The sequence below is a fragment of the Streptomyces exfoliatus genome (genome assembly GCF_000725545.1).
In the GTDB taxonomy this organism is placed as follows: Bacteria; Actinomycetota; Actinomycetes; order Streptomycetales; family Streptomycetaceae; genus Streptomyces; species Streptomyces exfoliatus.
Window position 1 is genome coordinate 202,847 of sequence record NZ_JNZP01000011.1, and the last position, 19,638, is coordinate 222,484.

The 19,638-nt window shown below is 71.8% G+C and carries 14 protein-coding genes; 12 read left to right on the forward strand and 2 right to left on the reverse strand.

Annotated features, from left to right (window positions below; translation table 11 throughout):
* The first annotated feature begins 213 nt into the window (after positions 1–213).
* The 5 genes from IO20_RS0114140 (at position 214) to IO20_RS0114160 (ending at position 6,824) form a co-directional block, all read left to right on the forward strand.
* Positions 214–816, forward strand: coding sequence for a TetR/AcrR family transcriptional regulator (locus IO20_RS0114140; RefSeq protein WP_030552182.1), 603 nt, complete (start codon positions 214–216; stop codon positions 814–816).
* Positions 817–976: 160 nt separating this feature from the next.
* Positions 977–1,900 (forward strand): TauD/TfdA dioxygenase family protein, encoded by a 924-nt coding sequence (locus IO20_RS0114145; RefSeq protein WP_030552180.1) that lies wholly within the window; start codon positions 977–979, stop codon positions 1,898–1,900.
* 209 nt (positions 1,901–2,109) lie between these two features.
* The gene (locus IO20_RS0114150) at positions 2,110–3,444 is read left to right on the forward strand and encodes an MFS transporter (RefSeq protein WP_030552178.1); all 1,335 of its coding nucleotides are present in this window, start codon (positions 2,110–2,112) and stop codon (positions 3,442–3,444) included.
* A 92-nt stretch (positions 3,445–3,536) separates the two neighbouring features.
* Positions 3,537–5,288, forward strand: coding sequence for an aldehyde dehydrogenase family protein (locus tag IO20_RS0114155; protein WP_030552176.1), 1,752 nt, complete (start codon positions 3,537–3,539; stop codon positions 5,286–5,288).
* Positions 5,289–5,339: 51 nt separating this feature from the next.
* Positions 5,340–6,824 (forward strand): long-chain-fatty-acid--CoA ligase, encoded by a 1,485-nt coding sequence (locus tag IO20_RS0114160; protein ID WP_030552174.1) that lies wholly within the window; start codon positions 5,340–5,342, stop codon positions 6,822–6,824.
* A gap of 379 nt (positions 6,825–7,203) precedes the next feature.
* On the opposite strand, the gene IO20_RS0114165 is transcribed toward IO20_RS0114160, so the two are convergent.
* Entirely contained in the window at positions 7,204–8,202 is a 999-nt protein-coding gene (locus tag IO20_RS0114165; protein ID WP_030552172.1) for a TrmB family transcriptional regulator, read from the reverse strand.
* 137 nt (positions 8,203–8,339) lie between these two features.
* Positions 8,340–12,074: a S8 family serine peptidase gene (locus IO20_RS0114170; protein ID WP_030552170.1), complete on the reverse strand. Its 3,735-nt coding sequence runs from the start codon at positions 12,072–12,074 to the stop codon at positions 8,340–8,342.
* A gap of 286 nt (positions 12,075–12,360) precedes the next feature.
* Between IO20_RS0114170 and IO20_RS0114175 the strand changes: the two genes are divergently transcribed.
* The 7 genes from IO20_RS0114175 (at position 12,361) to IO20_RS0114205 (ending at position 19,581) form a co-directional block, all read left to right on the forward strand.
* Positions 12,361–12,774, forward strand: coding sequence for a DUF7144 family membrane protein (locus IO20_RS0114175; RefSeq protein ID WP_030552168.1), 414 nt, complete (start codon positions 12,361–12,363; stop codon positions 12,772–12,774).
* A 19-nt stretch (positions 12,775–12,793) separates the two neighbouring features.
* On the forward strand, positions 12,794–13,318 hold the full coding sequence (locus IO20_RS36555; RefSeq protein ID WP_157850772.1) for an aldose epimerase family protein: 525 nt from the start codon (positions 12,794–12,796) through the stop codon (positions 13,316–13,318).
* Between the two features lie 32 nt (positions 13,319–13,350).
* Positions 13,351–14,265, forward strand: coding sequence for a cyclase family protein (locus tag IO20_RS0114185; RefSeq protein WP_030552165.1), 915 nt, complete (start codon positions 13,351–13,353; stop codon positions 14,263–14,265).
* Between the two features lie 128 nt (positions 14,266–14,393).
* A complete protein-coding gene (locus IO20_RS0114190; protein ID WP_245684949.1) occupies positions 14,394–15,998 on the forward strand; it encodes a GMC oxidoreductase in 1,605 nt (534 codons plus the stop codon).
* 161 nt (positions 15,999–16,159) lie between these two features.
* Complete coding sequence (locus IO20_RS0114195) at positions 16,160–16,999, forward strand: SDR family oxidoreductase (RefSeq protein ID WP_030552163.1); 840 nt, start codon at positions 16,160–16,162, stop codon at positions 16,997–16,999.
* Between the two features lie 42 nt (positions 17,000–17,041).
* The gene (locus IO20_RS0114200; RefSeq protein ID WP_030552162.1) at positions 17,042–18,523 is read left to right on the forward strand and encodes a cytochrome ubiquinol oxidase subunit I; all 1,482 of its coding nucleotides are present in this window, start codon (positions 17,042–17,044) and stop codon (positions 18,521–18,523) included.
* Positions 18,520–19,581 carry a cytochrome d ubiquinol oxidase subunit II gene (locus IO20_RS0114205; protein ID WP_030552161.1) on the forward strand — a complete coding sequence of 354 codons (1,062 nt, stop codon included), beginning with the start codon at positions 18,520–18,522 and terminating at the stop codon, positions 19,579–19,581. The genes IO20_RS0114200 and IO20_RS0114205 overlap by 4 nt, the downstream gene beginning before the upstream one ends.
* Positions 19,582–19,638 lie beyond the last annotated feature (57 nt).

Below are 19,638 nucleotides of genomic sequence, written 5' to 3' on the forward strand. Positions count from 1 at the left end.
TGGTGGTGTCGGCGGGTGCGGTCATCGGGCCCTTTGGGCTCGGCGCTCGGCGCTGGTGGACGCGAGCGGGGTGACGTCCCTGGATCGGGGGCAGGGGGATGGCGGTACGGCCGGCGGTACACGGGGCCGGCTGAGTACAGGGCCGTCGCGGTCACGCCAGAGCCGGGCTCCCCTGCCCGGCCGGGGCGGAGGACGTGCCCGTAGGCTCGACGCATGGCTGGAAAGCGGGTGCGGGACGAGGGGCGGGGGCCTGGGCGGCCGCGCGAGGAGCGGGTCGACCACGCGGTACTGGACGCGGTGATCGCCCTGGTGACGGAGAAGGGCCTGGGCGCCGTCACCATGGACGCGGTGGCCCAGCGGGCGGCGGTCAGCAAGCCGGCCATCTACCGGCGCTGGCCGACGAAACAGGACCTGCTGATCGCGGCGGCCGAGTCCCGTATCGGCCCGCTGTCCGTCCCGGACCTCGGGGACTTCCGCACCGAGCTGAGGGTCGTGCTCTCGACCCGGCTGGAGGCGTACCTGGCACCCGGGGTCGACCGGCTGATGGCCGGCGTCATCGGGGCGGCGGCCGAGGCCGGCGCCGTGCGCAGCGCGTACGGGGACTACTCCGCCCGCGTCATGAGCGAGACCCGGCACATCCTGGAGCGGGGGATCGCCCGCGGCGACGTGCGGCCGGACATCGACGTCCGCGCGGTGGCCACGATGGTGGCGGCTCCGCTCGTGTTCCGCCTCGTCGGAGAGTTGGAACCGCCCGACACCGCCCTGGTGGACACGGTGGTCGACCTCGTCTCGCGCGCCGTGTCCGCGCAGGACTGACCGAAAGCGGTCTCCCTCAAGGGGCACTGAAATCGAGGGGCGCGAACCCCTTGCCCTCGCGCGCCCCTATATCGATACTCCCGGTATCGAATTCTCGGTCGTCACCGAACCGAATGCTCGGTCGTCACCGACGTCATCGTCGTCACCGCGGAGGTACTCCATGACCACGCCCGCCACCACCCCCCAGCCCGTTCTCGACAAGCCCCTGCTGCACTACGGGCGGCGCGTGCTGGAGCGCACGGCTCCGGACATGCCGCCGGTCGCGTACCGGCTCCTCGACGTCTCCCCGCTCACCCCGCACATCGGCGCCGAGATCAGCGGGGTGGACCTCACAGGGCGGATGGGCGAGGAGCTCGCCGCCGAACTCCGCCAGGCCCTGCTGGAGTGGAAGGTGCTCTTCTTCCGCGACCAGCGCGACTTCACCCCCGAGCACCACCTCGCCCTCGCGGGCGTCTGGGGCGTGCCCGAGGCGAACCCCTTCTTCCCCGAGAGCGAGACCGCCGGTGTCTCCCGGCTGGCCAAGGACGCCATGGCCGTCGGCCAGGAGAACATCTGGCACAGCGACCACTCCTTCATGGCCGCCCCCGCCCTGGGCTCCGTCCTGCGCGCGGTCGAGGTGCCCCCCTCGGGCGGCGACACGATGTGGGCGGACATGGGAGCCGCGTACGACAACCTCTCCGAGGAGATGAAGGCCCGTGTCGAGGGCCTCACCGCCGTCCACGACTGGGTGCCCAGCTGGGGCTCCGTCATGACCGAGGAACAGATCGCCCACTTCCGGCAGTCCCTGCCGCCCGTCGAGCACCCGGTCGTCGTCCGCCACCCGCAGACCGGCCGCAAGCTGCTCTACGTCAACGAGCCCTTCACCACGCGCATCGTCGGCCTGTCGGACGAGGAGAACCGCGAACTGCTCGACGCGCTCGTGCTCCAGGCCCGCATCCCCGAGTACCAGGTGCGCTTCCGGTGGCAGCCGGACTCCATCGCGATCTGGGACAACATCGCCGTCCAGCACTACGCGATCAACGACTACTACCCGCGGCGCCGTGTCATGGAGCGCATCGCCGTCGCCGGGGTGCCGCTCTCCTGAGCCGTCGTCCTGCCCCTCGGAGCGCCGGCGGGGCCTCCGTCCCGGTCGGGTCCGGCCGGGCGTCCCCTTCGGCACCGGCCGGGCGTCCCGGCCGGTGTCCGCCCGCGCCCGCCGGTCCCCCTCCCCACTCCCCCACTCCCCCTCCTCCATTCCCTCTCGGCGCGGCACCGCACCTCCGCATGCGCCGTCCCTCTTCTCCGGAGGTTCCCGTGACCGCCGCCGACACCTCGGCCGTACCACCACTCGCAGGGGCCACGCAGGCAGCGGACGACCCCGGCGTCCGCGCCTGGATCGTCACCGGCATGCTCGTCGTCTTCATGATGATCAACTTCGCCGACAAGGCCGTGTTCGGTCTCGCGGCCGACGAGATCCGGGCCGATCTGGGTCTGTCCGCGACCGACTTCGGGCTGGCGAACAGCGCGTTCTTCCTGCTGTTCTCCGTGGCCGCGGTCGTGGTGGGCCTGCTGGCCGACCGCGTGTCCCTGAAGCGGCTTCTGCTGGTCATGGCGCTGCTCTGGTCGGTGGCCCAGGTGCCCGCCGCCCTCGGTGGCGGGCTCGCCGTCCTGATCGGCACCCGGGTCGTGCTCGGGGCCGCCGAGGGACCCGCGTTCCCCGTCGCCCAGCAGGCCGCCCTGTCCTGGTTCCCGAACGACCGGCGCAACCTGCCCGGCGCCCTGGTCACCCTCGGCGTCACCCTGGGGGTGATCACCGCCGCCCCCGGTCTCACCTGGGTCATCCAGAACCACGGCTGGCGCTCGGCCCTCTGGGTGGTCGCGGGCGTGGGTCTCGTGTGGGCCGCGGCCTGGTTCGTGTGCGGCGCGGACGGCAGGTACCGCGACACCGAGGCCGGGACCGCCCCCGACGCCGCGTCCGCCCCCGCGCCCGGCCCCGCGCCCGCCAAGTCCCGGGCCTGGCCCGCGTACCGGCGCGTCTTCGCCAGCCGTACCTGGATCGGCACCACCCTGGCGTACTTCACCAGCTACTGGTGCGTGGCCCTCATGCTGGTGTGGCTGCCGTCCTACCTGAAGAACGGCCTCGGCCACTCCCCCGCGACCGCCGGCACCCTGGTGGCCCTGCCCTGGGCACTCGGTGCCGTGGTGCTGCTCGGTCAGGCCGCGCTGACCGGGTGGCTGATGCGCCGCGGCGTGGCCAGCCGCTGGGCGCGCGGCCGCGTCGGCGCGGGTCTGCTGTTCCTCGGCGCGCTGTGCTTCCTCGCCGTTCCCGCGGCCGACGGCACCGCAGCGAAGACGGCGCTGCTCATCGCCGGCTGCGGGCTCGGCGGTTCCTTCGCGACCGTCGCGATCACCACCGTCGCCGAACTCGCCCCGGCCGCACGGCGTGGCGGCGCCCTCGGCACGATGAACGCCGTGGTGACGACCGGCGGCCTGATCGCCCCGACCCTCGTGGGCCGCATGGTCGACAGCCAGGGCACCTCCGGCTACCAGAACGCCGTCGTACTGTCCGCCGTCCTGCTCCTGCTCGGCGCCGTCGTCGCCTTCGCCCTGATCGACCCGGCGCGCGACGCGGCACGCACCAGCGCCTGACACCCCCGGCCGCCCGCCCCCGCCCCCGTAGATCAGCCCCGTACTCCCACCGATCCACGCCGACCGACGCCCGCCGTCCAAGGAGCCCGACCATGACCTCCCCCATCCTCGACATCGAGGCGCTGAACCGCGCCGTCGCCGAACTGCGCGAGGGCGCCGGCACCTGGACGGCCACGCCGCTCCCCGAGCGCGTCCGGCTCCTGGAGCGACTGCTGCCGCGGATAGCCGACGGGGCCGAGGACATGGTCACCGCCTGCGCCCGCGCCAAGGGCTACGGCCCCGACTCCCCCTGGGCGGCGGAGGACTGGGCAGGGGCGCCGTGGGCCCTGGCCCAGACCACGAGCGCCTATCTCCGGGTGCTGCGCCGGATCGCGGCCGGCAAGGAGCCGGTCGACGCCCGCGCCGTACGGGAGCGGGACGGCCGGACGGTCGTCGACGTCTTCCCCGCCACCGGCTGGGACGGCCTGCTGCTCAACGGGTTCACGGCCCGGGTGTGGACCCGGCCCGGCACGACGGCTGACGGGGTACGGAGGCGGGCGGCGGCCGCGTACCGTGGCCGGCCCGTCGCCTCCGGCGTCGCCCTCGTCCTGGGCGCCGGCAACGTCGCGGCCATCACCGCGCTCGACATCCTGCACAAGCTGTACGTGGACGGCCAGGTCGTCCTCGCGAAGATGAACCCGGTCAACGCCTACCTCCGCCCCCATTTCGAGCGGGTCTTCGGCGAGTTCGTCACGCGGGGCTGGGTGCGGTTCGTCGACGGCGGAGCGGCGGAGGGCGCTCATCTCACCACGCACGAGGGCGTGGACAGCATCCACGTCACCGGCAGCGAGCGCACCCACGACGCCATCGTCTGGGGCACGGACGAGAAGGCCGAGGAACGCCGCCGCGCGGACACCCCGCTGAACACGAAGCCGTTCAGCAGCGAGCTCGGCGGCGTCAGCCCCTGCGTCGTCGTGCCCGGCCCGTGGAGCGCCGCGGACCTCCGCTTCCAGGCCGAGCACATCGTCACCAGCAAGATGAACAACTCCGGCCACAACTGCGTCGCCAGCCAGATCCTCGTACTCCCCCGCGACTGGGACGGCACCGAGCCGCTGCTGACCGAGATCCGGCAGGTCCTGCGCGAACTGCCCGCACGCACCGACTACTACCCGGGTGCGGACCGGCGGCTTGCGGCCGTGCGGGCGGCGCACCCGAAGGCCGAGGTCCACGGGGAGGGCGACTGCCGGCTCCTGGTCCCCGACGTCCCGACCGCCACCGATGCCTCCCACGTCCCCGACGTCGACGGTCAGGCCGACATGTTGCTGACCGACGAGGTGTTCGGCAGCGCGCTGGGCGTCGTACGCCTCCCGGGCGCCACCCCGGAGTCCTTCCTCGGCGAGGCCGTCGCCTTCGCCAACGACCGCCTCCCCGGCACCCTCGGCGCGACGCTCCTCGTCCACCCGAGAACGGAGAAGGACCACCGCGCCGCGGTCGACACGGCCTTGGCGGGCCTGCGGTACGGCACGATCGGGGTCAACTGCTGGTCCGCGATCGGGTTCCTCCTCGGCTACACCCCGTGGGGAGCCCATCCCGGTCACACCCGCCAGTCCATCGGAAGCGGGGTCGGCTTCGTCCACAATGCCTTCATGCTGGCCGACGACGACATCGAGAAGACCGTGCTGCGCGCGCCCTTCGCGCCCGCTCCCCGTGGCCTGTTCACCGGTTCGCCCTCGCTGTCGCCGCGGCCTCCCTACTTCGTCACGCATCGCACCGGCGCCACCACCCTGCAGCGGGTCACCCGCTTCACCGCGGCCCCTGACATCGCGAAACTGCCCGGCATCTTCGCCTCCGCGCTGCGCGGCTGAAGCGCGTCGGCCGCCCCTTCCCTCCGCCCCACCCCTCAGAAGGACACCCTCATGAACCTCTCCGACCTCCTCGGCAGCAGTGCGGCCCAGCACGGCCCCAGCATCGCCGTCGAACTCGGCGACACGTCGCTGACGTACGCGGCACTTGACGAACTCGCGGGCAGGACGGCCGCGTTGCTCGCCGCGCGCGGCGTCGTGCCCGGCGACCGGATCGGTCTCATGCTGCCCAACCTGCTGGAGTTCCCGGCCCTCTTCTACGGCGCGCTGCGCGCCGGCGCCGTCGTCGTCCCTATGAACCCGCTGCTGAAGGCCCGCGAGATCGCCCACTACCTCAGGGACTCGGGCCCGGTGCTGTTGTTCGCCCACGAGTCCCTCGTCGAGGAGGTGGACGCGGGCCGCAGCGCCGCGGACTCGCAGGTCGCGGTGGTCCCGATCGGGGCCGGCTCGCTCACCGGGCTGCTCGCCGGCCACACCGAGCCCGTCACCACCTCGGTCGGCGCCGGCGAGGACACCGCCGTCATCCTTTACACCTCCGGCACCACCGGCCTGCCCAAGGGCGCCGAGCTCACCCACACCAACCTCGGCCGCAACTCCGAGATAGCCGCCCGGTCGCTGTTCGGCCTCGCCCCTGCGGACAACATCCTGGGCTGCCTGCCGCTGTTCCACACCTTCGGCCTGGTCGTGACGATGAACACCGCCGTCACCGTCGGCGCCCGCCTCACCCTGCTCCCCCGCTTCGAGCCCGCGCACGCGCTGCGGATCATCCAGGAGCGCCGGGTCACCCTGCTCGCGGGCGTGCCGACGATGTACGCGGCCCTGCTCGGCACCCACGCCCAGGAGCCCGACGCCTACGACGTCTCCACCCTGCGCATGTGCGTCTCCGGCGGTGCCTCGTTGCCCGTCGAGGTCCTGCACGGCTTCGAGAAGGCCTTCGACTGTCTGCTGCTTGAGGGCTTCGGCATGTCCGAGACCTCTCCCGTCGCCTCCTTCAACCACCCGGACCGGCCGCGCAAGGCCGGGACGGTCGGCACGCCGATCGAAGGCGTCGAGCTGCGTCTTGCGGACGTCGTCGACGGGGTCGGCGAGCTGTGCGTGCGCGGACACAACGTCATGAAGGGGTACTGGGGCCGGCCGGAGGCCACCGCCGAGACGGTGAAGGACGGCTGGCTGCACACGGGCGACCTGGCCCGCGTCGACGAGGAGGGCTACTACTCCATCGTCGACCGCAAGAAGGACCTCGTGATCCGCGGCGGCTACAACGTCTACCCCCGGGAGATCGAGGAGGTCCTGTACGAGCACCCGGCCGTCGCCGAGGCCGCCGTGATCGGACTGCCCGACGACGCGCTCGGCGAAGAGGTCGCCGCCGCCGTCGCGCTGCGTCCCGGCGCCGAGGCGACCCCCGAGGAGCTGCGGGAGTTCGTGCGCGCCCAGGTCGCCGCGTACAAGTACCCCCGGGTGGTCTGGATCGTCGACACGCTGCCCAAGGGCGCCACCGGCAAGATCCTCAAGCGGGAGATCGCGGCCACCCGTCCCTGACCTCAGGGCCTTCACCCCGCAGGGCCTCCGCGGTCAGCTCCACGGCCCGTCGTCCGCAGGGACGCCGGGCCGCCAGGTGTCGGCGGGAACAACCCGCCCGCGGGGGCCGTCAGTGTGGGCACCCGCTCTTCGGCGGCCAGCGGCCAGGCGCGTCCCCGCCGGCCCCATCACTACGTCCCGCCGCCGGCGGGGCGTCGGCCGCGGGACTGGTCCGAGGCCGAGGCCCGTCTGGGCGTCGCAGGGACCCGGGCCGGATCGACCGGCGGTCGACCGTCCTGCGTACCCCGGGGTGGCCGACGCCGGCCGGCGGCCCCGCTCCGTCGACCACCTCTCCCTCGGCCTCACCGACGCCCCCGCCTTCAGCCCCACCGGAAGCCGGTCACGTGCGCAGGGGTTCCGCCCAGCCGTTGCGCACGGCGTGGGCGCCCAGCTGCATCCGGGTCCGGACCCCGGCCATGTCCATGAGGTGGCGCAGGCGCCGGTGCAGGGTGCGCGGTGACAGACCGAGCTGGGTCGCCGCCGTCAGGTCCGTGAGGCCGGCCAGGAGCAGCGCGAGGATCTTGCGGTCCAGCTCGGTCGGACCTTCGGGAGCGACCTCGACGGTCGCTTCCGATCCGCCTTCTGTCTCGGACAAGCTGAGCGGGTGGGCCGTGCGCCACACCGCTTCGAACAGCGCGTCCAGCGCGTCCAGCAGGCCACTGCGGTGCAGCAGCACGGCACCGTGTTCTCCGGCCGGTGTGACGGCGAGCGGTACCAGTCCGAGATGGGCGTCGGCCAGTACGAGTTTCATCGGGACGTGGTCCGCGACCCGCAGCTGTACGCCGTTGCGCAGGGAGTCGATGGCGTCGCGGACGATGCCCGGCTCGGCCAGCACCTCGCGGTCCAGTACGGCCCGGAAGCGCACTCCGCGGTCGAGGGCCACGGGCTCGGCCGTGTTCTCGTCGGGCGGGAGGGCGACGAACGGTGCGGTGATGAAGGAGCGGACCTGTGTCCTGGCAGCCTGCTGCACCTGGAGGAACCGGTGACGGATGGCGTCGACGCCCGTGACGACCTCGATCAGGTCGGTGATGCTGCTGCCGGTCATCGCGGCCCGGTGTTCCTCCGCGAAGGTCACCAGCGCCTGCTCGGCCGTACGCAGTTCGTCCCGGCGCCGGCCGATGAGAGCGCCGAGTGCCACGGCCGGCGGCGCGGCGGTGAACAGGGCGTCCGCCGACCGGGTCGCCAGCCCCCACTCGACCAGGCGCGAGAGAGCCTTGTCGACGTGGGCGTGGGACAGTGCGAGCAGGTCCGCGAGAAGGGCCGTGGTGGTCCTGGGCCGTCCGACCAACGCCCTGTAGACGCGCTCGTCATCGGGTTCGAGACCCAGAGCATCAAGCATCGGCGATCGACTCTCTTCCGCTTGCCGCAGCGGAGTGAGTATGCGCCATGGCGGCAGACCGTGAAAAGCCCCTGCTGGGAGGGGGTACGGGGAGAAGGGCCCCGGGAAGTCGCCTTCCCGGGGCCCGGCCGTGCGGCTCATCGCAGGCCGTACGCCCGGATGATCTCGTTCGTGACGCCGTAGCCGCCGTCCGTCCCGGCGCTCGCGCGGAGGGAGACGAAGCCGCCGGGCTTCCTGGCCGTCCGGAACGAACCCGTCCAGGAGCCGCCGGTGCCCTTGGTCAGGGTCACCTTCTGCCAGGTGGCGCCGTCGTCGTACGACACGTCCAGCGTCACCGTGGTGACCCTGCCGGGCACGGTGCCGCCGTCCATGGACACCGGCTCGAGCGCGATCCGCTGGACGGCGTTGGCCTTGACGTCGCCGTGCAGGTCCGTCTCCAGCTCGTAGTCCAGGTTCAGCACCGAGAACGGCTCGAAGAAGTCCGAGTCGACGGTGCCGGACATGAAGGTCCACTCGGTGTGGGTGCGCGTCGACAGCCGGAAGAGGTCGCCGGGCCGCTCGACGTCGAGGACGGCGCGGTACGGCAGGTTGCCGGCCGGCACCTCCACCCACTGCATGTCGCCGCTGACCGGGTTGTCGTGGATCAGCGTGTCGCCCTGGAAGACCCGCAGGTGGGACGGCGTCTCACCCCACGGCAGGTAGCCGCCGAGACGCATGGTGTCGCTGGCGGAGGCCCAGGCCTGCACGTTCCAGGTCATGTAGTTCTGCCAGCGGGAGTTGTACACACCGAAGGACTCGCTCTGGCCGGGCCGGGTCGCCGGGGCGAACCAGTCGAGCCGGGTGGTGCTGCCCTTGGCGTACGTGTTGTCGCCCGACACCATCGCCCACGGCAGCGGTCCGTCGACGCCCTGCGTGTGGAACTCCCTCCAGACCTGGCCCGGGGTCACCCACTCGGTGCGGGTGCCGGGGTGCCATTCGAGTTCGGGAAGGTTGAACGACGGGCTGAGGGTGAAGTCGGACCGGTAGCCCTCGGCCAGGCGACCGCCCGCCGCCGCGTAGTAGCGGGCGTCGATCCGTGCGAGGTCGGCCTGGGTGGGCTTGTAGACCAGAGCCCGGTCCGGCACCTGGCCGGGGTAGTCCCGGGTCAGGTCGTAGACGAACGGCGTGTACTCGGTCTGCTTCACCGTCAGCATGGCCCTGCCGGCCTCGGCCATCGCGAGGAGTGCCCGGCCGGCGTCGCGGTGCACGGCGGCGACCGGGATCGCCGACTCGCCGACGTACTCCACCAGGGCACCGACACCGTCGTTGACCACGATCAGCGCCTTCGCTCCGGCCGCGGCCGCGGCCTCGGCGCGCTCCTGCGGCGAGACCTCGTCGCCGCGCTCGACGACGACGACCCTGCCCTTGGCGTCGACCTTCTCGTACGCGGCCGCCGCGCCGTCACCGGCGTGTACGACGCGCAGCGTGTCCGTGGCCGTGCCCAGGGCGCTGCCCGCCTGTACCCGTGTCTCGAACCGAAGCCGGCCGTCCGGCGTGCTCAGGCCGAGCTGCGGCTCGCCCTTGCGCCAGCGGGTGACCAGGGTGAAGTCGCCCCGCGTCATCCGCTCCGTCGGGGCGACGTAGACGTCGTCGTACGTCGGCGGCAGCACGTACGCGCTGCGGTAGTCCATGTACGGGTCGAAGCCCTCGTAGTGGACGTTGAAGTCGACCTTGCGCTGGCGGTCCTCGGTGCGCTGCGGCGCCTCGGTCTGCAGCAGGCGCGCCTTGCTCGCGTCGAGCACGACGTCCGCGGAGCCGCCCTCGAGCACGGTCTCCGGGTCGACGAGCACGGCCACGCCCGAGCGGTCGGCCTTCTCGCCCGGCACGTCGATGTACCCCGCGACGGTGTACAGGCCGGGTGCCATGCGCATCGTGGTCGAGCCCTCGACGTGGACGTTCCACGGCCAGGGGTCGCCGGCCAGGTTGATGCCGACCCAGCCGGAGGCGGGCTTGCCGTCCTTGCCGACGAGCTTGATGTTCAGGTTGTGGCGCTCCTCCTCCTTGAGCAGCGCCACGGACGTGCGGGTCACCGGCCGGCCGGTGGCCGCGTCGGTGGCGATCACGTGGCCGGCGTGCCGACCTGCCGAGGCGGTCCGCGGGTCACCGGTGACGGGGACCGCGGCGGTGCCGCCCGCGGGGACGGTCACCTCGGTGGCTCCCAGCGTGAACGGCCCGTCGGCGTCGGTCAGCGCCAGGTTCAGCGTGACGTCGGCGGAACCGGTGTTGGTGAGGTTCAGCTCCTTCGTGACGGCGACGTCGCCCGGCTCGTGCGGCCACGTGTAGCTGCCGAAGAAGAGCGATCCGGTGGCGCGGACCTCGGTGCGCACGGCCGCGGCCACGTCGAGACGGCCGGTGCCGACCTCGTACGGCGAGAAGTCGTCGCCGAGGCCCTTCGCGGTGCTCGTGAGGTGTTCCTTCAGCTGCGCGCCGGTCCAGTCCGGGTGCCGCTGGGCCAGGAGCGCCGCCGCGCCCGCCACGTGCGGGGTGGCCATCGAGGTCCCGCTGATGGTGCGGTAGAGACCTTCACCGCCGTCGGTCATCGCCTGCGAGCGGGCCGCGGTGATGTCCACGCCCGGCGCAGCGATGTCCGGCTTCATGCCACCGGAGTGGGCCAGCGGACCGGTGCTGGAGAAGGACGCGAGCCGGTCCTGCTTGTCCGTGGCCGCCACGGTCAGCGCCGCGGCGGCCGCGCCCGGCGCGGAGATGCTCTCCGGGCCCGCGTTGCCGGCGGCTATGACGAACAGCGTGCCGTACTGCGCGGAGAGCGCGTCGACCATCTGCGACATCGGGTCGCTGCCGTCCGTGGGGTAGGAGTCTCCGAGGCTCATGTTGACGATGTCGGCACCGGATTCGGCGGCCCACTGCATGCCGGCCATGACCCACGAGTCCTGACCGGACCCTTCCGCGCCGCCGAGCACCTTGCCGACGTAGAGGTCGGCGCCGGGCGCGACGCCCTTGTTCTCTCCCCCGGAGGCGGCGCCCGAGCCGACGATCGTGCCGGCCACGTGCGTGCCGTGCCCGTTGACGTCGGTGACGCCCTCCCCCGGCACGAAGCTGGTGGTGCCGTCGATCAGGCCGGCGAAGTCGGGGTGGCCGACGTCGATGCCGGTGTCGAGCACCGCGACCTTGACGCCCTGGCCGGTGTAGCCGGCTTCCCACGCCTCGGACGCGCCGATCAGCGGCACACTGTCCTTCAGGTCTGCCTTCACCCGGCCGTCGAGCCAGAGCTTCGCCACGCCCGCGCTCAACTTCGCGCCGCCTCGCGGCACGACGGTCTTCCAGAAGGTGCGGATCTGCCGCTTCTCGCTGCTGAGCGCGGCACCGCCGATGCCGCGGAGCTTGCGGGTCAGCTTGCTGCCCCGGGGGGCCGTCGGCTCGACGGCCGCGCGGGACGTCGGCTGGGTGTAGGTCGCGATCAGCGGGACGGCGGGCGACTTCGCGTCGTCGTAGCCCATGTCGATCAGGTCGGTGACGTTGAACAGCCGCCGGTCCAGCTTGTCCGTTCCGAGCAGCGGCTCCGCTTCGTCGGGGATGACGAACAGGTCACCCTTGATCTCCTGCAGTTTCACACCGCCGACGGCGCCGTCCGGTCTGCGAACGTCGGCTGTCTGCTTGCCGTCGGCCGCCGTGGTGACCGTGACGACGTCGCCGGTGACCAGGGTGACCTCGTGGGTCGCCGAGGGCTTGGCGAGGGCGGCGGGCTTGTCCGGAGCGGCATGGGCCGGTGGCTGCGCGAGGACGAGGCCCGATGCCAGCAGGGGCACCGCGGTGAGCGCGGAGACCAGCCGTCGGCGCCCGCGCCGGGAGGCGGAAAATCGAGAGGGGAAGTACATGTCATGGGTCTATCGACCGGTGAACACGGTCGTGAAGACCTCATGACGGCAAGTCCTCGCCATGGCAAAGGTCTGCCAGCCGTGAACGTCGCGATTCCGGACGGAAGGGCGCCGACGGGCGCGGGTCCGGCGCCCCGTTCGCCTCGGGAGGCAACGCGCCGCAGGCGGGGGCGACACCCGGTCCCCTCGTCCTGCCGACGTGCGCCGGCGGACGAGGGGCGTCAGATTGGAGGTGTCCGGTCCACCGGACGAAGACGCCTCGGGGCAGACGACGGAGGAACCTGTCATGACGACCCCCACGAGCGCACCCGGTCGACGAGAGTCCACACACAGCAGCGGTTGGCTGGTGTTCGCCGCCGTCATCATGATCTTCAGCGGTGTCATGACGATGCTCGGAGGCATTTCGGCCATCGCCGAGGACGACGTGTTCCTGGCCACGCGCAACTACGTCTACGAGCTCGACCTCACCGGCTGGGGCTGGATCCATCTCGTCCTGGGCCTCGTGATCGCGCTCACCGGCGCCGCCCTGTTCAGCGGTGCCACCTGGGCCCGGGCCGTGGGCGTGGGGCTGGCCGGTCTCAGCATGATCGCCAACTTCATGTGGCTTCCCTATACGCCGTGGTGGGCGCTGTTGCTCATCGCCATCGACGCGCTCATCATCTGGGGGCTGTGCGTCGCTCCGCGGCCCGCGAGGGACTGACCTGACGGAACCCGTACCCGTGGTGATCGAGACAGCGGCGGGGGAACCACTGCGGATGGCGCTCGTCGTCGGCGTGGCCGGATCGGGCAAGTCGACGGTGGGCCGGCTTCTCGCCGAGCGGCTGGGCTGGGAGTACCAGGACGCGGACGCGTTCCACTCCGAGGCCGGCCGCGCCAGGATGCCCCTCGGCCGGGGGTCCGTCGACGGCACTCCGTACGACTTCCGCACCGCCCGTCCCCTCGGCGATCTGAGACTGGACACCGCCTTCACCGGGCTCGACCGCACCGCCGACGGCCGCGCGACCGTGCGGCTGGCGCATCCCTCCGGCCGTCATGGCGTCGATCTCTGGCTCGGCGAGGGCACCCGGTACGTGCAGGTGTTCACGGGTGACACCCTGGCCGGGCCCGAACGGCGGCGGGGCGTCGCCGTGGAGCCGATGTCCTGTCCGCCGGACGCCTTCCGCAGCGGCACGGACCTCACCGTCCTGGAACCGGGTGCGACCCATGTGCTCCGGTGGGGCCTGAGTCCCTGGGGGGACGCGTGACACCGTCCGTGGAGCCGTCGGCGGCGAGCGCCATGACCGGGCGCGATTTCCGGGAGCTCTACGAGCGCCTGCGGAGACGGACGCCGCCGGCGGTGGACGGCCGGTGCGGGGCGCTGCGCCATCTGACTCCCGAGCGGGTGGCAGCGGCCGCAGGCGAGGTCCGCATCGGGCAGACGGTGTCGCTGGCTGCTCCCATCGACACCGTACGGGGTCCCGACGACCCCGAGCCGGCGGTGCACCGGATGACCGGGCCCCGCCCGAGCGAGATCGGCTCGGACGCGCTGCACTTCGCCACGGACCGCTTCGCCATGAACGTGCACGGCGACGCGGACAGCCACCTCGACGCCCTCTGCCATGTCGTGTTCGACGACGAGCTCTACGGAGGCGTGCCCGCGAGCACCGTGACGCCCGAGGGCGCCCGACGGCTCTCCGTGGACCTGCTCGCCGACGGCATCGTCGGCCGGGGCGTCCTGCTGGACGTCCCGGGGCTGCGCGGCGTGCCCTGGCTGGAACCGGGCGACCATGTGACCCCGGACGACCTGACGGCCGCCGAGGCCGCCCAGGGGGTCCGGGTGGGGGCGGGCGACCTGCTGTTCGTCAGGGTGGGGCATCGTCTCCGGCGCACCGTGCTCGGGCCGTGGAACACGGCCGGGGCACGAGCGGGCCTCCACCCGAGCGCCGTGGAGTTCCTGGCCGAACGGGAGGTCGCGGCCCTGGGCGGGGACGGCAACAACGACACCGCGCCCAGTGCGGTGCGGGACGTCGCCTTCCCCGTGCACGTCCTGGCCATCCACGCCCTGGGCGTCCATCTCATGGACTACCTGCGGTTCGAGGACCTCGTGCCGGCCTGTGCCCGGGCCGGTCGATGGAGCTTCCTGTGCGTGGTGGCTCCCCTGCGCCTGACCGGAGGCACCGGCTCTCCGGTGAACCCGATCGCGGTGCTGTGAACCGGCCCCGTCCCCTGGACGCCGACCGGATCGCCGTCCGGGGAGAAGACGGCTACTTTCGATGAGGGGGTGGGACCGCTGGACCCTCGCCCCGGGGGGCGCCGGGCGCCTGACAGCAGGTCGGGGCCATGATCCCAAGGACGGTGGTCGCCGTGGGCGACGCCCCTCACTACGACGTCATCATCATCGGCACCGGCGCCGGCGGAGGGACCCTCGCCCATCGCCTCGCCCCTTCGGGGAAACGCGTCCTCCTCATCGAGCGCGGCGGTTTCCTGCCGCGGGAGCGGGACAACTGGGACTCGACGGCCGTGTTCGTCAAGGGAAAGTACCGGGCCCCGGAGTTCTGGCTCGACAAGCACGGCACCGAGTTCCCGCCCGAGGTCAACTACTACGTCGGCGGAAACACCAAGTTCTACGGGGCCGCCCTCTTCCGCCTGCGTCCCGAGGACTTCGGCGAGCTCCGTCATCACGGCGGCATCTCTCCCGCCTGGCCGCTCCGGTACGAGGATCTGGAGCCGTACTACACCCAGGCCGAGCACCTCTACCTCGTCCACGGACGGCATGGCGAGGATCCCGGCGAGGGGCCCGTCAGCGCCCAGTACGCCCATCCGCCCGTGGAACACGAGCCGCGGATCCAGCGGTTGAGCGACGACCTGGAGAAGCGTGGCCTGCACCCGTTCCACCTGCCGATCGGCGTCAACCTGAGCCAGGAGGACGGAGGACGGCCCACCCACGCCAGCGTCTGCATCCGGTGCAACAGGGTCGACGGCTTTCCCTGTCTGGTTCGCGGCAAGTCCGACGCCCAGGTGATCTGTGTCGAGCCTGCCCTGGAACACCCCGGCGTCGAGATGGTCACCCACACGCGGGTGGTGCGTCTGGAGACCGACGACGGCGGGCGCCGTGTCAGCGCGGTCGTCGGCCGGCTCCCCGACGGCTCGGAGGTCCGGTTCACCGCCGACGTGGTCGTCGTCTCCTGCGGGGCGGTCAACTCCGCCGCGCTGCTCCTGGCCTCGGCGAACGACCGTCATCCGCGGGGTCTCGCGAACAGCTCCGACGTGGTCGGCAGGTTCTACATGCGGCACAACAACCTGGCCCTGATGGCGGTTTCCAAGGAACCCAACGACACCCAGTTCCAGAAGACCCTGGCCCTGCACGACTGGTACCTCGGCGCGGAGGACTGGGACTTCCCGCTGGGCGGCATCCAGATGCTGGGCAAGTCGGACGCCGAGCAGATCCACGGCGAGGCGCCGCGGTGGGCCGGCGCGGTGGCGCCCGACGTGCCGTTCGAGGTACTGGCCCATCACGCCGTCGACTTCTGGCTGTGCGGTGAGGACCTGCCGCTGGCGGAGAACCGGGTCACCCTCGACGGCGACGCGCGCATCCGGCTCGCCCTCGACGAGAAGAACAACGTCGAGGGCCTGAAGCGCCTGAGGCACAAGCTCCAGGGAATGCTGGGCCACTTGGGCATGCACGAGCACCACCTGCTGTCCCACAGCATCTACCTGCACAAGGGCATGCCGATCGGGGCGACGGCGCACCAGGCGGGCACCGTCCGCTTCGGCACCGATCCCGCCGACTCGGCGCTGGACGTGAACTGCAAGGCGCACGATCTCGACAACCTGTACGTCGTCGACACGAGCTTCTTCCCGAGCATCGGCGCGGTCAACCCGTCCCTGACGGCCATCGCCAACGCGCTCCGGGTCGGCGACCACCTCCTGGCCCGACTGGGCTGAGGCCGGGCCGGCACTGGTCCGTCCGGACGAAATGCCGGACCCCACGGCCCAACGGCGATCCGCAGGGGATGCCGGGCCCCTCGTGTGGTGATTGCGTGACGCTGCCCGGTCGAGCGGGCACCGGGTTCGGCGCGCCCGCGCAGCGAGGAGGACGGAACGGCATGGATTCCACGGTGGGAGCACCGCAGGGTGTGATCCCGGCGCGATTGCTGCACGGTCAGAAGGCGCTGGTGACCGGTGCCAATTCGGGCATCGGCAAGGCCACGGCGATCGCCCTGGGCCGGGCCGGCGCCGACGTGGTCGTGAACTACGTGGCGGGTCGCGAGGCCGCCGAGGAGGTGGCCGCGGAGATCGCCTCGTTCGGGGTGCGCTCGGCGGCGTACGAGGCGGACGTGTCCCAGGAGGACCAGGTCGTCGCCATGACGGACCGGATGGTCCAGGAGTTCGGCACCGTCGACATCCTCGTGGCCAACGCGGGACTGCAGCGTGACGCCTCGTTCACGGAGATGACGCTCGCCCAGTGGCAGAAGGTCATCGACGTCAATCTCACCGGGCAGTTCCTGTGCGCGCGGGAGGCGACCAAGGAGTTCCGGCGTCGGGGTGTGGTCCCCGAGGTCTCCCGCTCCGCGGGGAAGATCATCTGCATGAGCTCGGTGCACCAGGTCATTCCCTGGGCGGGTCACGTGAACTACGCGTCGTCCAAGGGCGGCGTGCAGATGATGATGCAGACCCTGGCCCAGGAGCTCGCGCCGGAGAGGATCCGCGTGAACGCGGTCGCCCCGGGGGCGATCAAGACGCCGATCAACCGCTCGGCCTGGGAGACGCCCGAGGCGCAGAAGGACCTTCTGCGGCTCATCCCGTACGACCGGGTCGGGGAACCCGACGACATCGCCCACGCCGTCGTCGCGCTCGCGTCCGACCTCATGGACTACGTGGTGGGAACCACCCTGTACGTCGACGGCGGCATGACTCTCTTCCCCGGCTTCGCCACGGGCGGATGACGCCTTCCCGGCCCTTCACCCACCCGCACGACGAAGGCGCGCATGTCCACTTCGTTCCACCTGCTGGCGGATGCGCCGGCCCAGCTCCTGCCCGCCCGGGAGCTCATGGCCTTCACGCTGGCCTCCCACATCATCCTGGTGCCCCTCGGCGTGGCGTTGCCCTTCATCACCCTGGTGATGCACTACCGCGGGCTGCGCCGGAAGGACGCCACGGCACTGCTCCTGGCGCGGCGCTGGTCCGCCGTCATGGCGGTGCAGTTCGCCCTCGGGATCGTCACCGGCACGGTGCTGTCGTTCGAGTTCGGTCTGCTGTGGCCCGGTCTGATGGGACGGTGGGGTGATGTCTTCGGCATCGGATTCGGCGTCGAGGCCTGGGCGTTCTTCCTGGAGGCCGTGCTCATCGCCATCTACCTGTACGGGTGGCGGAGGCTGAAGCCGCGGACGCACTTCCTCCTCGGTCTGCCCCTGCCGTTCGCCGCGCTGCTGGGAGCGTTCGGCATCCTGGCCGCCAACTCCTGGATGAACACCCCCCGGGGCTTCTCCCTCGACTCCGAGGGCAACCCGGTCGACGTGGACGTCTGGAAGGCGATCTTCACGCCGATGTTCGGTCCGCAGTACTGGCACTTCGTCGTGGCGATGATCATCACCGCGGGCTTCATGGTGGCGGGTGTCTACGCCACGGGCTGGCTGCGCGGCCGTCGGGACCGCTACCACCGGCTGGGCTTCGCCGTGCCGTTCACCATCGCCGCCGTCGCCACACCGGTGCAGTTCGTCCTCGGCGATTCCATCGCCCGGTCGGTGTTCCACGAACAGCCGGTGAAGTTCGCCGCGATGGAGATCGTCTGGAAGACCGACACCCGGGTTCCGGAGTACCTCTTCGGAAGGCTGAACGAGGACGGCACCGTCTCGGGCGGCATCAAGATCCCGCTGCTCGACTCGGTGCTTGCCGGGTTCAGCCCGGACACCCAAGTGGTGGGTCTGACCTCCGTCCCGGCGGACCAGCGTCCCACGGCGACACAGGCGACGATCGCCCACTGGGCCTTCGACATCATGGTCCTCATCGGGTCCGCGCTGGTCCTGCTCGCCCTCTGGTACGGATTCGTCTGGCTGCGGCACCGTCGCCTGCCCGTCTCGCCGTGGTTCTACCGATCCGCGGCGTGCGCCGGTGTGGGTTCCGTCGTGGCCGTCGAGTGCGGCTGGATCGCCACCGAGGTCGGACGCCAGCCCTGGATCGTCTACCAGAACATGCGGGTCGCCGAGGCCGTCACCTCGACCCGCTCCACCACCCTGTGGATCATGCTCGGTGTGGTGATGGTGGTGTACGTGTTCCTCTTCGGCTCGTTCCTCGTCGTCCTGCTGAAGATGCGCACGCGCTGGCGGCTCGCCGACGAGCAGCGGGCCACGGGGGAAGGTGTCCACGCCCCGGAGGCCGACATCCCCTACGGGCCCAGGACCTCACTGACCGCGGGCGACGTGCCCGTCACCGGTCCCGGTTCCGGCCGGCCCGGAGGTGACGGCCCATGACCGCCGCCGGCCTCATCGCCGTGGTGCTCCTCCTGGCCGTGACGGCGTACGCCTGCGCGGGGGGCACGGACTACGGCGCCGGCTTCTGGGATCTGACGGCCGGAGGGACCGAGCGCGGCCGGCGGCCCCGGTGGCTCATCGACCACGCCATGGGGCCCGTCTGGGAGGTCAACAACGTCTGGCTGGTCTTCGTCCTCGTCATCATGTGGACCGGCTTCCCCGTGCTGTTCCAGACCGTGTTCACCGCGATGTGGCTCCCTCTCGCCCTGGCCGCCGTGGGAATGGTCCTGCGGGGCGCCGGCTTCGCGCTGCGCAGACCCACCCGGAAGCTCGCCGGCCGGCGCCTGTACGGTGCCGTGTTCGCCTCGGCCTCGGTCGTCACACCGTTCCTGCTCGGCGTCGCCGTCGGCGGAGTCGCCTCGGAACGCGTGGCTCCCGGCACCGAGGCGTCGGCGGACGTCTGGACCGGTCCTACCTCGCTCGTCTTCGGACTGGTCGCCCTCGCGACCACGGCGTTCCTCGGGGCGGTGTTCCTCACCGGGGACGCCCGCAGGTTCGACGCGCCCGATCTCGTCGGTCACTTCAGACGGCGGGCGCTGGGCAGTCTCGGCGCCCTGACCGTCCTGGCGGTGGTCACCGGGTTCGTCACCCACGAGGACTCCCCCTACGTCTGGCGCGGACTCACCCAGGGTCTGGGACTGCTCTTCGTCGTCGTGGCCGGAGCATGCGCCCTCGCGACCGTCTGGCTGCTCCTGCGGACGCCCGGGACGTGGGTGCGCGTCACCGCGGTCGGAGTCGTCGCGTCCGCCGTCATCGCCTGGGGCATGGCGCAACGCCCCTACCTGCTCCCCACCTCGCTGACCGTGGCCGACGCCGCCGGCGCACCGTCCACGCTCACGTGGCTGGCGATCGTCACCCTGGTGGCCCTGGTGGTCGTCGTGCCGGCCGTCGTCCTCCTCTACTGGCTGGACACCCACGGTGAGTTGGAGGAGCTCACCGACGCGGAGCTGCGGAGGGGAAGCGGCACCGCGGGTGAGGGATCGCTACGCGACGACTGACCGTCCCCTCGTGTCCGCCCGACATCCATCCCCCCTGGCCCCGGCACCCGACGGAGG

Bases quoted from the DNA above. Each gene is read 5' to 3' on its own strand.
- IO20_RS0114140 (WP_030552182.1), top strand. From the start codon at position 214: ATGGCTGGAAAGCGGGTGCGGGACGAGGGGCGGGGGCCTGGGCGGCCG.
- IO20_RS0114145 (WP_030552180.1), top strand. From the start codon at position 977: ATGACCACGCCCGCCACCACCCCCCAGCCCGTTCTCGACAAGCCCCTG.
- IO20_RS0114155 (WP_030552176.1), top strand. From the start codon at position 3,537: ATGACCTCCCCCATCCTCGACATCGAGGCGCTGAACCGCGCCGTCGCC.
- IO20_RS0114160 (WP_030552174.1), top strand. From the start codon at position 5,340: ATGAACCTCTCCGACCTCCTCGGCAGCAGTGCGGCCCAGCACGGCCCC.
- IO20_RS0114165 (WP_030552172.1), bottom strand. From the start codon at position 8,202: ATGCTTGATGCTCTGGGTCTCGAACCCGATGACGAGCGCGTCTACAGG.
- IO20_RS0114170 (WP_030552170.1), bottom strand. From the start codon at position 12,074: ATGTACTTCCCCTCTCGATTTTCCGCCTCCCGGCGCGGGCGCCGACGG.
- IO20_RS0114175 (WP_030552168.1), top strand. From the start codon at position 12,361: ATGACGACCCCCACGAGCGCACCCGGTCGACGAGAGTCCACACACAGC.
- IO20_RS0114185 (WP_030552165.1), top strand. From the start codon at position 13,351: ATGACCGGGCGCGATTTCCGGGAGCTCTACGAGCGCCTGCGGAGACGG.
- IO20_RS0114190 (WP_245684949.1), top strand. From the start codon at position 14,394: ATGATCCCAAGGACGGTGGTCGCCGTGGGCGACGCCCCTCACTACGAC.
- IO20_RS0114195 (WP_030552163.1), top strand. From the start codon at position 16,160: ATGGATTCCACGGTGGGAGCACCGCAGGGTGTGATCCCGGCGCGATTG.
- IO20_RS0114200 (WP_030552162.1), top strand. From the start codon at position 17,042: ATGTCCACTTCGTTCCACCTGCTGGCGGATGCGCCGGCCCAGCTCCTG.
- IO20_RS0114205 (WP_030552161.1), top strand. From the start codon at position 18,520: ATGACCGCCGCCGGCCTCATCGCCGTGGTGCTCCTCCTGGCCGTGACG.